We start from the raw sequence: 12,023 nt of genomic DNA, 5'->3' as shown, positions 1-12,023 counted from the left end.
GGTGGCGCGCAGGGTTTCGATCAGCTGGGCTGGGGCTGGCGAGACATAGCCCATGTACTGCAGCTCGCGGTGNATGCGATTGGGATTGTCGCCCGAGAGCAGCAGCTTGATGCGGTCTTCATTACCGGCCACGTACTGCTCGCGCAGCAGCTTGGAAAGCTGGGCCTGTTGGGCGTTGACCAGTGCCGTCAATTCATTCAACTGCTTGACCAGTTGCGCCAGGCGCGCTTCGGTGGCCTGCTGTTCCTGGGCCAGGTCGCGCAGCGAACGATTGGCCTTGGAGATGGCTTGCTCGGAAGCAGACAGCGCATCGGCGGCGTTGTCCTTGGCGGTCTCGGTCTTGTCGATGTCGCGCTTGAGATTGGCCAGGCGCTGTTGCAGGTCGGCCTGTTCCTTCTCGGCGGCCTGCTTCTGTTTGGTGCGCTCGGTGATCGGCTGGGCCTGCACCGCTGCGCACAGCAGGCAACCCACGCCGATGGCTGCAAGCGCGCGCAGACAGCCCCGCAGCGCGTCGGCCAACAGGCCGGGACGCGCCGGTGGTGTGCACTTGCCGGAAAGGGACGCGGCCTGTGCGGCCGGCGTCTTGCTGGAAAAACGCAGTTTTATTTCGACTTCCCTTGGTTGGCCACGGCCTTGAGCGCCGCCTCGATGGCGGACTGGTCGCCCAGGTAGTAGCTCTTGATGGGCTTGAGGTCGGCGTCCAGTTCATAGACCAGCGGCTGGCCGTTGGGGATGTTCAGGCCGACGATGTCGTTGTCGCTGATGCCGTCCAGGTACTTGATCAAGGCGCGCAGGCTGTTGCCGTGGGCCGATACGATGATCTGCTTGCCAGCGCGGATGGCCGGGGCGATGGCGTCGTTCCAGGCCGGCAGCACGCGGGCCACGGTATCCTTCAGGCATTCGGTCAGCGGCACCTGTTCGCGCGAGAGGCCGGCATAGCGGGCATCCCCAAAAGAATCGCGCTCCTCGCCCGGGGTCAGCGGGTTGGGCGGGGTGTCGTAGCTGCGGCGCCAGACCAGCACCTGCTCGTCGCCATACTGGGCGGCGGTTTCGGCCTTGTTCAAGCCTTGTAGGGCACCGTAGTGGCGTTCGTTGAGGCGCCAGTCGTTCTTGATGGGGACGTACATCTGGTCCATTTCATCCAGCGTGGTCCAGAGGGTGCGGATGGCACGCTTCAACACCGAGGTATAGGCCAGGTCGAACGAGAAACCGGCTTCCTTGAGCAGCTTGCCGGCCTGGCGGGCTTCGGCCACACCCTTCTCGGTCAGGTCGACGTCGACCCAGCCGGTGAAGCGGTTGGCCAGGTTCCAGGTCGATTCGCCGTGGCGCATGAATACGATTTTGTACATAGCGGACTAGTTTTTAATGATGGATAAAGCGATGCGGCTGCCCCAAGGTGAACTACGCGAGACGAGGCGCAAACCGTAGACTGTTCGGCCCGGATGAAAACGGCCAATGCTTCTATTTTATAATGCCGGGATTCAGTAAACTCATTGGACTGCCGTGAAATTCATCATCGACAATATTTTCCTGATCGCCTTGGCCTTGGTCTCCGGCGGTGCGTTGCTGGTTCCCTACCTGCAGCAGCGCGGTAACAAGCTCAGCCTCTTGCAGGCTACGCAGATGCTCAACCAGGGCAAGGTGCTGGTGCTGGACGTGCGCGACAGCGAACAGTTCGCCGCCGGCCACCTGCGCGACGCCCGCAACATCCCCCTGAAAGAGTTGCCGCAGCGCATCGGCGAACTGGACAAGTTGAAGGGCCGTCCGGTGATCGTGGTCTGCCAGACCGGCACCCAGGCCAGCCGCGCCGAGTCTTCGCTGAAGAAGGCCGGCTTCACCGAGGTCTATGGCTTGCATGGTGGCATCGCCGCCTGGCAGGGCCAGGGCCTGCCGCTGACCACCAAGGAGGCCAAATGAGCGCCCCGGTGACCATGTATTGCACCGCCGTGTGCCCGTATTGCATGATGGCCGAGCGTTTGCTGGCCAGCAAGGGGATCACGCAGATCGACAAGATCCGCGTGGACCTCGACCCTCAGCAGCGTGAGCTGATGATGCAAAAGACCGGCCGCCGCACCGTACCCCAGATCTATGTCGGCGATACCCACGTCGGCGGCTTCGATGATCTGAGCGCACTGGACCGCGCCGGCAAGCTGGACCCGCTGCTGCAAGCCTAAGGCCGGCTCAGCAACCTTCCCCTATCGATTCACCGAACCTGAAAGAGATCCATGTCGGAACAGAACCAAGAAGCCCAACAGCAACCCGTCTTCCAGATCCAGCGCGTGTACCTCAAGGATCTGTCGCTGGAACAGCCCAATTCCCCGGCCATCTTCCTGGAACAGGAAGCGCCCTCCATCGAAGTGTCGGTGGACGTCGGTGCCGAAGCGCTGGCTGAAGGCGTGTTCGAATCGACCGTGACCATCACCGTGACCGCCAAGGTCAACGACAAGGTGGCCTTCCTGGTCGAAGGCAAGCAAGCCGGTATCTTCGAGATCCGCAACGTGCCGGCCGAACAGCTGGACCCGCTGCTGGGCATCGGCTGCCCCAACATCATCTACCCGTACCTGCGCGCCAACATCGCCGATGCCATCACCCGCGCCGGTTTCCCGCCGGTGCACCTGGCCGAGATCAACTTCGAAGTGTTCTACCAGCAACGCCTGCAGGCGCTGGCCGAGCAACAAGGCGCGACCCTGGTCAACAACGGCTCCACCGCCGTCAACTGATCCTGCTTCACCCTCTGTCCGCCTGCCGGGCCGGCCGCCTCCCCTGCGACCGCCCGGCACGACATCAAGTCGCCGCAGCCCGCGCTGCGGCGCTTTCCCTTCTGCGGAGACCTTCACGATGAAACGCCTGCCCCTGATTCTTTGCGCCACCCTGCTGGGCGCCTGCATGGCCAAGGATGCCCTGGCCCTGGACTTCAAGTCGGTCGGCGCCGCCCCCGCCATCATGTACGACGCCCCGTCCGAAAAGGGCCGCCGCGTCTACGTCGCCCCGCGCGGGATGCCGGTGGAAGTAGTGCTGACCTATGGCGAATGGAGCAAGGTGCGGGATGCCGCTGGCACGCTGTCCTGGATTTCCTCCAAGGCCTTGACGCCCAAGCGCATGTTGGTGGTATCGGTGGCCAATGCACGCATCTTCAGCGCCGCCGATGAAGGCAGCCCGGTAGTCTTCACGGCCGACAAGTCAGTGCTGCTGGAAATGCTGGAAAGCCCCAACAATGGCTGGGTCAAGGTGCGCCATCGCGACGGCCAGAGCGGCTTCGTGAAGGCCGGCGAGGTCTGGGGCGATTGAGCAAGACCGCAAGACCAAGACTGAGCAAAGAACGACAACCATGAAGATCACCATTCTGGGCGCCGGCGCATGGGGTACGGCGCTGGCCATTCCGCTGGCGCGCAAGCACCAGGTCGTGCTGTGGGGGCGCAATGCCCAGGCCATGCAGGAAGCCGACCAGCAGCGAGAAAACCGTCTGTACCTGCCGGGATTCGCACTGCCGCCGGAGTTGAAGGTCAGCGCCGATGTCGACGCCGCGGTGCGCCATGTCTGCGACGATCCAGCCGACTCGCTGCTCATTGCCGCCTCCTCGGTATCGGGCCTGCGCAAACTGGCCGGCCATCTGCGCGTCTATCCCATCCCCAACCTGGTGTGGCTGTGCAAGGGTCTGGAAGAAGGCACGCGGCTGTTGCCGCACCAGGTGGTGCAGGAAGTGCTGGGGGCGGAACTGGCGGCGGGTGTGCTCTCCGGCCCCTCCTTCGCCCAGGAAGTGGCGCGCGGCCTGCCCTGCGCGCTGACCATCGCCGGCGCCGACGCGGCCCTGTGCCAGCGCGTGGTCACCGCCGTGCATGGCAACAATATCCGCATCTATTCCAGCGACGACCTGGTGGGAGTGGAAATTGGCGGCGCGGTCAAGAACATCCTGGCCATTGCCACCGGGGTGGCCGATGGCCTGCAACTGGGCCTCAACGCCCGTGCGGCATTGATCACGCGCGGCCTGGCGGAAATCACACGCCTGGGCGTGGCGCTGGGCGGACGTGCAGAAACCTTCATGGGATTGTCCGGCGTGGGCGACCTGATCCTGACCTGCACCGGCGACCTCTCACGCAACCGGCGGGTCGGTCTGGGCCTGGCCCAGAACAAGAAACTGGAGGATATCGTGACCGAACTCGGTCACGTCGCCGAGGGTGTGCGCTGCGCGCAGGCCGTGCGCGAACTGGCGCGCGAAAAAGGCATCGAGATGCCCATCACCGATGCGGTGGCGGCGGCCTTGTTCGATGGCGTGTCGGTACAGGAAATGGTGACCCGGCTGCTGGCGCGGGATGCGCGCGAGGAAAGCCTGTAGCCGCGAGGTGCCCGACGCCGGCAAAGGTTCATCAAACCTCATATCCAGCCAGCACTGCAGAAAACGACAGCCGGAGCGAAACCGCCTCCGGCTGTTTTTTTATCGCTCGGGAATGATTAAGCCTGATTCAGGGTCAGGGCCGCATCAGCGGTTCATTAGCGGGCGATGATGTCACTTTCCATCTTGGGCCGCTTGAAGCGCTGCGGCGAACCGCCTTCCAGGGCGTCATCCATCTGCTTGGAAATCTTGTCGTAACGCGCGTTGCAGTCGTCGTCCTGATGCGCCGCCTCGGCGCCCTTGAAGCGCTTGGCCAGGCGGGAACTGCGCGCTTCCCCGCCCATGACGTATTGTTGGGCGGCGCGGCCGGCGTGATTGTTATTCGTGGTCTTGTTGCGTTGTATGGCTTGCATCGTATTTCCTCTTACGTCGCTGACGCTCAACGTTCTTCCATTGCCGAGTTGTTGTTGGAAGAACACGCAGCGCCCCGGAAAGATATTGCCTAAGTCTTGATTCCGGGAAACTGCTCCAGATACACAAGCGCTACGTTTCTTGACAGCGCTTTAGCTATGTAACGCCCGAGCGCCGATTTGGAATACGCGAAAAGTCAGTATTTTGTCAGCCAAATTCAAATTTCCTCGACACAAGAATTCCATGCGGCCACGCAAAAAACCGCGCAAACCCACGTCCATCAAGGCTGACAGCGCTGTCAGAATGCGCTCGATTGTGCAGGTTTACGGAACAAAAAAGCGCAGAAAAATTTGTTGCGAAACGTATCTTTCTTCACTTTTCACAACAAAAATACGACGAAAAAAATTACCCCAAGGAATGTTTATCAGACCCTGCGACAAGGCTCACCCGTGCACCGGTACGGCCATCCCCAGATCGGCCGGCACCAGGGAAAACACCTTGGCGTCACGCGGCTCGCCATGGAACACCAGCCGATTGCGGGCCAGGCATTCCAGCGTGGCGCCGGTCTTCTCGGCCACGCGCTGGCTGCGCAGGTTGCCGGCCTGGGCCACGATTTCCAGCCGGGTCAGGCCGGCCCTGGAAAAAGCGAAGGCCGCCGCCGCCCGTGCGGCCAGGGCGGCAATGCCGCGCCCGGTATAGCCTGCGCGCACCCAGTAGCCGAGGTTGGCCATCTGGTTCAACTGGCTGACCTGGTTGATGGCCACCGAACCGATCACCAGGCCATTGCTGCGATCGATGATGTTGAAGTCGTAGGCGGCGTGGACCTGCCATTGCTCGATGGCGCGCTGCAGGAACAGCTTGGCGTCCAGCAGGCCATAGTCCGGGGTACACCAGGCTTCCCACTGACTGATGGCATCGCGCGACTGGCGCACCGCGTCATACAGCGCCGGCGCCTCGCGCAGGCCCAGCGGACGCACTTCAATGGCGCGGTCGCAGTAAATGATTTGCCGTTCGCGGTCGATGGGACGGAGCATAGGAGCAGGATATGAAGATTCTTGCTGATCTTACCTAAATTGCGCGCCGCTGGAACTGTCCACAAGGTCAGGCCAAATGCGAATGCAATTGCGCCAAGCGGGTGATGACCGGCACGCCAGCCGGCATTTCGGGATGCACTCCATGCTCCTGCAAGGCGATGACCTTCATGCCCGCCGCCAGAGCGGCCTGTACGCCCGGCAGGCTGTCCTCGACCACGGCGCAGCGTAGCGGGTCCACGCCCAGACGCTCGGCGGCAAACAGGAACAGGGCGGGATCGGGTTTCCAGCGCTGTACATCGTAGGCGCTGAAGATGCGGCCGGCGAAGTGCGGCAGCAGGCCGGTCACGCGCAGGCACAGTTCGATCTTGTGATGCGGGGCATTGGAGGCCAGTGCAAAGGGCAGGCGCAGTTGCTCCACCATCTCCACGGCGCCGTTGATGGGCTGCAGGTGCTGCTCCAGCATCCCACCCATGAGCGCACGCAATTCCTGCTCGAAATGCGCCGGCAACACCTGGCCGCTCAATTGTTCGATATGGGAAATGCACCACTTCATGCTCACGCCGCGAAACCGCGCCAGGGCCTCTGCCGGGCTGAGCGTGACACCATAGCCGGCCACATACTCGGACCAGGCGCGCGCGGCCACTACTTCGCTGTCGACCAGGGTGCCGTCGCAATCGAAGATGACCAGTGCGGGTGCGATGGTGGGTTCGTTCATTGTTGCTCCTTGGGTTCGGGGTCAGGGCGGCAGGGCCGCCCTGATCAAGGAGCTGCCCGCGCCGTCAAAGTTCGCCGTAGGAATGCAAGCCGGAGAGGAACATGTTCACCCCCAGGAAGGCAAAGGTGGTCACCAGCAGGCCCACCAGCGCCCACCAGGCTGCCGCGCGGCCACGCAGGCCCTTCATGAGGCGCATGTGCAGCCAGGCGGCATAGTTGAGCCAGACGATCAGGGCCCAGGTTTCCTTCGGGTCCCACGACCAGTAGCCGCCCCAGGCCTCGGCCGCCCACAGCGCGCCCAGGATGGTGGCGATGGTGAAGAAGGCAAAGCCCACCGCAATCGCCTTGTACATCACGTCGTCCAGCACCTCCAGCGTGGGCAGGCGATCGGCCAGGATGCCGCGCTCGCGCAGCAGGTAGGCCACCGCCACCATGGACGCCAGGGCGAAGGTGCCGTAACCGATGAAGTTGGCCGGCACGTGGATCTTCATCCACCAGCTCTGCAGGGCGGGCACCAGGGGCTGGATCTCGGCCGCATCCCGCGAAACGGTATACCACATCAGGAAGCCCACCGCCGCCGTGATCACGGTCAGCACGAAGGCACCAAGCTGGCGTGTTGCGTAACGTTGTTCGTAATACAGGTAAAAAAGCGCCGTAATCAGGCAGAACAGGATGAAAACTTCATATAAATTGGAAATCGGGATGTGCCCGACGTCTGGCCCGATCAGGTAGGACTCGTACCAGCGCACCATCAGCCCGGTAAACCCCAGTACCACAGCCGCCCAGCACAGGCGCGAACCGATCGCGTTGCCGGTACCGGCTTTGGTGGCCAGGCCGCCCCAGTAGAACAGCGTGGACAGGCAGAACAGCGCACTCATCCAGAGGATGGCGGACTGGCTGGAGAGCATGTACTTGAGGAAGAATTTCTTGTCGGCCAGTTCCAGGGCGCCGCCATACATGGCGATGGCACCCAGCGAGAGCACTGCGATCACCACCATCAGCAGGCGCACCGGCTTCCAGTGCCAGCCCAGCCAGGCGAAGGTGGGGGCCGCCAGCAGCAGCACCGCCTTCTCGTAGTAATCCATATAGCTGCCGAAACGCCCGAAGGCGTACAGCGAGCCCGCCACCAGCAGGGCGGCGTAGATCCAGTCCACGATGCTGAGGCGGCGGAAGAACCCTTGTTCTTCGGCGTAGGCCTGGTTTGCTTGCGTCAATTCCATTGCGTTCTCCACTGCTGCTGTCCTGGGCGCTGCGCCAACGCGACGCGCTGGCTCAACTGCCTGGGTAATGACCGCCATCTGCCGGCGGCATGGTCAATGCTATGCCGCCGGGCCCTGAGGGGGACTTGCGGCGCCGGTGAGACGGGCCTTCATCTGCTCGAATTCCTGGTCGAAGTCCAGCGTGCGGCGCTGCGTGCTCATGGCCAGGAGCGCCTGGCTGCCCTGGCCATCGGCAGCGGGCTTGATCCAGATCCACAGGCGACGCTCGCGAATGTAGAGCATCGCAAACACGCCCAGCACCAGGAACAGGCACCCCAGATAGACCACCTTCTTGCCCGGCGAACGCGTCACCTGCAGCACAGAAGCCTTGATCTCCTGGAAGCCTGATAGTTGCAGGAATACCGGCGCCGGGTAGAAGGCGGCATCGGCCAGGGCATTGATGGCCAGTTGCAGGAAGCGGCCGTGCTTTTCGTCGCTGGCCACCGGTGCCAGGCCATCCTGGGCACGCGCAGCCTGCCACAGTTCCCACATGCTGCCGTTGAGGATCTTCATGAAGATATCGGCCGCCTTTTCCTGCTCGGCGGCGGGCAATTGCTCCAGGAAGCGGGTCACGGCGATGTAGCCGGAGACCTTGCCGTCACCGGCGAAGATGGTCAGCCCGCGCAGCGCCGACTGTTGCAATTGCTCGCGCAGCACCGGCGACGCCTCGCGCCCCCCGCTGATGGCCTGCTGGGCGTAGCGATGCGCCGCTTCCTCGCGCAGGGCCGGATTGGCCAGGGCCGCACGCAGGCGCATCCACTCGGCCACGCTGTCCTTGTCATCGGCGGGAATGCGCAGGTAGCGGAAGGGCTGGTCGGGCTGCTCACGTACACCGGCCAGGAAGACATCGGCGCCATCGATGGGCAGCGACTGCATGTAGTTGAAGTATTCGCGCGCCTGGCCGGTCTTGTCGCGCAACTTGTATTGCACGCTCGGGCCGACGTTCTTGAAATCCTTGCTGTTGGCGTTCTTGGCGCTGGAACCGAGGTGCTTGTCGAGGTCGGCGATGAAACCGCGATTGACGCTCTTGCCGACGTTGACCGCCCGCGCATCGCCCGCGGTCGAGCCGGAGCCCTGGGCCTGCATGTTCTCCACGTTGAAGGGACGGAAGCCACTCCATTCGATGGTGTAGTCGCCCATGCCGGCCGGCAGCGGCGTGCTGCCGTTGACTTCGCCGGCCAGCTCGAAGTGGCTGTTGGTGCCACCGCGCATGGGGTAGCCGACCAGCTTGAGCTTGCTGCCGCCATCCTCGAAGCTGGACTGGTAGATCGCCACGCCCTTGTAGATCAGCGGTTCGTTGACCTTGATGGTGGCGGCGGTTTCCTTGCCCGTCTCATGGTCGCGCACCACCACTTCACTGGCAAAGAGCTTGGGCATCCCGGTCGAATAGAAATCGATGATGAAGCGCTTCAACTGGATGGTGAAGGGCAGATCCTGGATCATCACGCCATCCTTCTGCGGGATGATGGCGGTGCTGCTGCTGGCGCCTTCCGGGATCAAGGTATTGCCGCGGAAGGTGGGATTGTTCAGGCCCAGGCGATAGCGTTCGGGAATCTCCGAGATGATGCCATTGCCGGCAAAGGCCGACTTGCCATAGAACCATTGCTGGAAGCGGATGGGCAAGTCCGAATCGAGCAAGCCGCCCAGGCAGATGATGACGATGGCCGCGTGCGCGAAGATATAGCCCCACTTGTTGGCCGCGCCCTGCTTGGCCGCCAGCAGCGTGCCGCCGTCCTTGTCGGCCAGCTTGGTCTGGTAGCCACGGGCAGCGACCTGCCGCGCCAGCCGGGCGGCGGCCTCGGCCGGGGCTTCGGCGGTGCTCCATTCATGCTTGTGGTGGAAATTGCGCAACGACTGCTCGCGCACATTGTCGCGCCAGCTCTTCACATCGCGCAGCATCTTGGGCGCGTTGCGGGCGATGCACAGCGACGTCGACAGCACCAGGAAGCCCATGATCAACAGGAACCACCAGGCCGAATAGACCGCGTACAACCCTGCCTTGCCGAAGATCTCGAACCAGAACGGACCGAACTGGTTCACGTAGTTGGGCATCGGTTCGTTCTGCTTCATCACCGTGCCGATCACCGAAGCGATGGCAATCAGCGTCAACAGGCTGATGGCAAAACGCATCGATGAGACCAGTTCTACCGCCTCGCTCAACCAGCGCTGGCGGCTCCTGATCTGGATTCCTTGGGTACTGCTGCCCGTCGTCATATTCCTGCCTTACCGGACCGGGCCTGCCGGTTCCGCTTACCTGGGGGGATCGCCTTGCCGGCTGGCAAAGCGATGCGAACCCGGAATTCTACCGCTCCCGGGAAAACTCCGTGATATGCGCCTGCGCAGCCACGGTATGCCGGTGCGCTGATGTGGCGCGGCGAGGAGACATCATGCCGCCAGGGCGACCAGAGCGCCACGACGTGCGTCAATCCTGATGAAAAAAGGCGGCACGCCGGCCGCCTTCTCACTGACCCGGCCGCGCTGCGACCGGTCGCTGCTTACTTCAGGCCGGCAATGTAGTCGGCCACGGCCTTGATTTCCTTGTCCGACAGGCGTTCGGCAATGGTTGTCATCTGTACGCTGTTGGTACGGGCGCCGCCACGGAAATTGGTCAACTGGGCCACCGTGTAATCCTGGTGCTGCCCGGCCAGGCGCGGATACTGGGCCGGGATGCCGGCGCCGTTGGGGCTGTGGCAACCGGCACAGGCCGGCACGTTCTTGGCGGCGATACCGGCGCGCCAGATGTGCTTGCCCAGCTCGATGGTTTCCTTGTTCTTGGCCGCACCCGGCTTGGGTTCCTGGGCCGACAGGTAGGCTGCGAGGTTGTGGATGTCTTCTTCCGACAAGGCCTTGGCCATGGGCGTCATCACCGGGTTGTTGCGCTCGGGGGTGCGGAAGTTGAGCAGCTGCTTGGCGATATAGGCCTCATGCTGGCCTGACAGCTTGGGATTCTGGGTGATGGTCGAATTGCCGGCCGCGCCGTGGCAGGACACGCAGGCCACGATGTTGCGGGCGCTATCGCCATTGGTGTAGAGGGCTTCTCCCTTGGCCGGATCGGCCTTGAACGGGGCTTTCTTGTCATCGGCTGCATGAGCCGCCGAGGACACTGCCAGCACGGCAGCAAGAACGGTATACAACAGTGGGGAAAAGGCACGGTTCATTCGTCACCCTAATACTTATTGTGGAATTGAGAGATTTTGCCCGTTCGGCGGCTGGCTGCCCCCTACCCAAATGCCTGTTGTTTGACCTGTCTCCAATGGTCGCCATATTTTTTGCTTGCTCGGCGTCAACGCGGCGTTGGGTTTCGGGCCATTGTACAATAGCTTTTCCGCGTTTTTGCCCTCCTCTTTCGGATTTCCCCCCACCATGTCGCAACTTTGGCAAGCCCGTTTCTATACCACCGTCAATCATCTGCGGGATCTGCCCAAGACCAGTGTGCCGGAAATCGCCTTCGCCGGCCGTTCCAACGCCGGCAAGTCTTCTGCCATCAACGTACTGTGCAACCAGAAGCGCCTGGCCTTCGCCTCCAAGACGCCGGGGCGCACCCAGCACATCAATTATTTCTCGCTGGGCGGTGCCCATGTGGGCCAGCACCGCAATGACGAAGCGCGTCCCGATGAGATCCGCGCCATGCTGGTGGACTTGCCCGGTTACGGCTATGCCGAGGTGTCCGGCTCGGCCAAGCACCACTGGCAGGCGCTGCTGGGCGACTACGTGCGCCAGCGCGAGCAGCTGGCGGCGCTGGTGATGATCGTCGATTCGCGCCGCCCCTTCACCGACCTGGATATCCAGATGATTGAGTGGTTCGCCCCCACCGGCAAACCCATCCACTGCATCCTGAGCAAGGCCGACAAGCTCAACCGCAATGAATCGACCAATGCCCTGCGCCAGGCCCAGACCTTCCTGCAAAGCTATGTGGATGCAGATGGCCAGCCCTTCCCGTTCACAGCCCAGCTGTTCTCGGCCTTGAAGCGCATCGGCCTGGAAGAAGCCAATGACAAGATCCTGGAACTGGCCGGCCTGACCGGCGACGCAGAAGACCAGACCACCGCTGCCACCGATACGCCGCAAGCCTGATCGGCGACAAGGCAAGAAACTTCCAGACGGAGTACAACGCATGAATAAAAAAAACCCCGGAGAACAGGGAAATTCTCCGGGGCAGAACGCCTTTCGCTTGCGCAATCGGCCCCGCTCAGGGAGGGAAGGGGAAGCGGGAGGTGAGTAAATCACCCGCCGCTAAGGTAAAGTATCCCGCGAAAAATTGAGCGGATTGAAATC

At 62.7% G+C, this 12,023-nt stretch carries 14 protein-coding genes; 6 read left to right on the top strand and 8 right to left on the bottom strand.

What is annotated here, in order from left to right; all coding sequences use genetic code 11:
* Window positions 1-519, bottom strand: a 519-nt coding sequence (locus I5W_RS13585; RefSeq protein ID WP_044529630.1) for a murein hydrolase activator EnvC family protein, incomplete at its 3' end; no start/stop codon positions are given.
* An 83-nt stretch (window positions 520-602) separates the two neighbouring features.
* Window positions 603-1,349 (bottom strand): 2,3-diphosphoglycerate-dependent phosphoglycerate mutase, encoded by a 747-nt coding sequence (gene gpmA / locus I5W_RS13580; protein ID WP_017453050.1) that lies wholly within the window; start codon window positions 1,347-1,349, stop codon window positions 603-605.
* Between the two features lie 154 nt (window positions 1,350-1,503).
* On the opposite strand from gpmA, the gene I5W_RS13575 reads away from it, so the two are divergent.
* The 5 genes from I5W_RS13575 to I5W_RS13555 all read left to right on the top strand — a co-directional run bounded on the left by I5W_RS13575 (window position 1,504) and on the right by I5W_RS13555 (window position 4,333).
* The gene (locus tag I5W_RS13575) at window positions 1,504-1,917 is read left to right on the top strand and encodes a rhodanese-like domain-containing protein (protein WP_017453049.1); all 414 of its coding nucleotides are present in this window, start codon (window positions 1,504-1,506) and stop codon (window positions 1,915-1,917) included.
* Complete coding sequence (gene grxC, locus I5W_RS13570; protein WP_017453048.1) at window positions 1,914-2,174, top strand: glutaredoxin 3; 261 nt, start codon at window positions 1,914-1,916, stop codon at window positions 2,172-2,174. The genes I5W_RS13575 and grxC overlap by 4 nt, the downstream gene beginning before the upstream one ends.
* 51 nt (window positions 2,175-2,225) lie before the next feature.
* Window positions 2,226-2,720: a protein-export chaperone SecB gene (secB, locus tag I5W_RS13565; protein ID WP_044529629.1), complete on the top strand. Its 495-nt coding sequence runs from the start codon at window positions 2,226-2,228 to the stop codon at window positions 2,718-2,720.
* Window positions 2,721-2,838: 118 nt separating this feature from the next.
* Window positions 2,839-3,288, top strand: a complete 450-nt coding sequence (locus I5W_RS13560) for an SH3 domain-containing protein (protein ID WP_017453046.1) — start codon at window positions 2,839-2,841, stop codon at window positions 3,286-3,288.
* Between the two features lie 40 nt (window positions 3,289-3,328).
* On the top strand, window positions 3,329-4,333 hold the full coding sequence (locus I5W_RS13555; RefSeq protein WP_044529628.1) for an NAD(P)H-dependent glycerol-3-phosphate dehydrogenase: 1,005 nt from the start codon (window positions 3,329-3,331) through the stop codon (window positions 4,331-4,333).
* A 155-nt stretch (window positions 4,334-4,488) separates the two neighbouring features.
* Here the strand turns inward: I5W_RS13555 and I5W_RS13550 are convergent, their stop codons facing one another.
* From I5W_RS13550 to I5W_RS13525, 6 genes are all read right to left on the bottom strand, one after another.
* Window positions 4,489-4,743 carry a hypothetical protein gene (locus tag I5W_RS13550; RefSeq protein ID WP_017453044.1) on the bottom strand — a complete coding sequence of 85 codons (255 nt, stop codon included), beginning with the start codon at window positions 4,741-4,743 and terminating at the stop codon, window positions 4,489-4,491.
* A 441-nt stretch (window positions 4,744-5,184) separates the two neighbouring features.
* Window positions 5,185-5,775 (bottom strand): GNAT family N-acetyltransferase, encoded by a 591-nt coding sequence (locus I5W_RS13545; protein WP_044529627.1) that lies wholly within the window; start codon window positions 5,773-5,775, stop codon window positions 5,185-5,187.
* Window positions 5,776-5,842: 67 nt separating this feature from the next.
* The gene (locus I5W_RS13540) at window positions 5,843-6,490 is read right to left on the bottom strand and encodes an HAD family hydrolase (RefSeq protein ID WP_044529626.1); all 648 of its coding nucleotides are present in this window, start codon (window positions 6,488-6,490) and stop codon (window positions 5,843-5,845) included.
* Window positions 6,491-6,554: 64 nt separating this feature from the next.
* Complete coding sequence (ccsB, locus tag I5W_RS13535; RefSeq protein ID WP_044529625.1) at window positions 6,555-7,709, bottom strand: c-type cytochrome biogenesis protein CcsB; 1,155 nt, start codon at window positions 7,707-7,709, stop codon at window positions 6,555-6,557.
* A 99-nt stretch (window positions 7,710-7,808) separates the two neighbouring features.
* Window positions 7,809-9,962 carry a cytochrome c biogenesis protein ResB gene (locus I5W_RS13530; protein ID WP_044529624.1) on the bottom strand — a complete coding sequence of 718 codons (2,154 nt, stop codon included), beginning with the start codon at window positions 9,960-9,962 and terminating at the stop codon, window positions 7,809-7,811.
* Window positions 9,963-10,243: 281 nt separating this feature from the next.
* The gene (locus tag I5W_RS13525; protein ID WP_044529623.1) at window positions 10,244-10,906 is read right to left on the bottom strand and encodes a c-type cytochrome; all 663 of its coding nucleotides are present in this window, start codon (window positions 10,904-10,906) and stop codon (window positions 10,244-10,246) included.
* 205 nt (window positions 10,907-11,111) lie between these two features.
* On the opposite strand from I5W_RS13525, the gene yihA reads away from it, so the two are divergent.
* Window positions 11,112-11,822 (top strand): ribosome biogenesis GTP-binding protein YihA/YsxC, encoded by a 711-nt coding sequence (gene yihA / locus I5W_RS13520; protein ID WP_044529622.1) that lies wholly within the window; start codon window positions 11,112-11,114, stop codon window positions 11,820-11,822.
* Window positions 11,823-12,023 lie beyond the last annotated feature (201 nt).

Source organism: Herbaspirillum sp. B65 (genome assembly GCF_000333555.1).
In the GTDB taxonomy this organism is placed as follows: domain Bacteria; phylum Pseudomonadota; class Gammaproteobacteria; order Burkholderiales; family Burkholderiaceae_D; genus Herbaspirillum; species Herbaspirillum rubrisubalbicans.
The sequence above is the reverse complement of the archived record's forward strand: the minus strand, read 5'-3'. Positions and strand labels throughout refer to the sequence as shown.

Coding starts and splice junctions, on each gene's coding strand:
- gpmA (WP_017453050.1), bottom strand. CDS start 1,349: ATGTACAAAATCGTATTCATGCGCCACGGCGAATCGACCTGGAACCTG.
- grxC (WP_017453048.1), top strand. CDS start 1,914: ATGAGCGCCCCGGTGACCATGTATTGCACCGCCGTGTGCCCGTATTGC.
- secB (WP_044529629.1), top strand. CDS start 2,226: ATGTCGGAACAGAACCAAGAAGCCCAACAGCAACCCGTCTTCCAGATC.
- I5W_RS13560 (WP_017453046.1), top strand. CDS start 2,839: ATGAAACGCCTGCCCCTGATTCTTTGCGCCACCCTGCTGGGCGCCTGC.
- I5W_RS13555 (WP_044529628.1), top strand. CDS start 3,329: ATGAAGATCACCATTCTGGGCGCCGGCGCATGGGGTACGGCGCTGGCC.
- I5W_RS13550 (WP_017453044.1), bottom strand. CDS start 4,743: ATGCAAGCCATACAACGCAACAAGACCACGAATAACAATCACGCCGGC.
- I5W_RS13545 (WP_044529627.1), bottom strand. CDS start 5,775: ATGCTCCGTCCCATCGACCGCGAACGGCAAATCATTTACTGCGACCGC.
- I5W_RS13540 (WP_044529626.1), bottom strand. CDS start 6,490: ATGAACGAACCCACCATCGCACCCGCACTGGTCATCTTCGATTGCGAC.
- ccsB (WP_044529625.1), bottom strand. CDS start 7,709: ATGGAATTGACGCAAGCAAACCAGGCCTACGCCGAAGAACAAGGGTTC.
- I5W_RS13530 (WP_044529624.1), bottom strand. CDS start 9,962: ATGACGACGGGCAGCAGTACCCAAGGAATCCAGATCAGGAGCCGCCAG.
- I5W_RS13525 (WP_044529623.1), bottom strand. CDS start 10,906: ATGAACCGTGCCTTTTCCCCACTGTTGTATACCGTTCTTGCTGCCGTG.
- yihA (WP_044529622.1), top strand. CDS start 11,112: ATGTCGCAACTTTGGCAAGCCCGTTTCTATACCACCGTCAATCATCTG.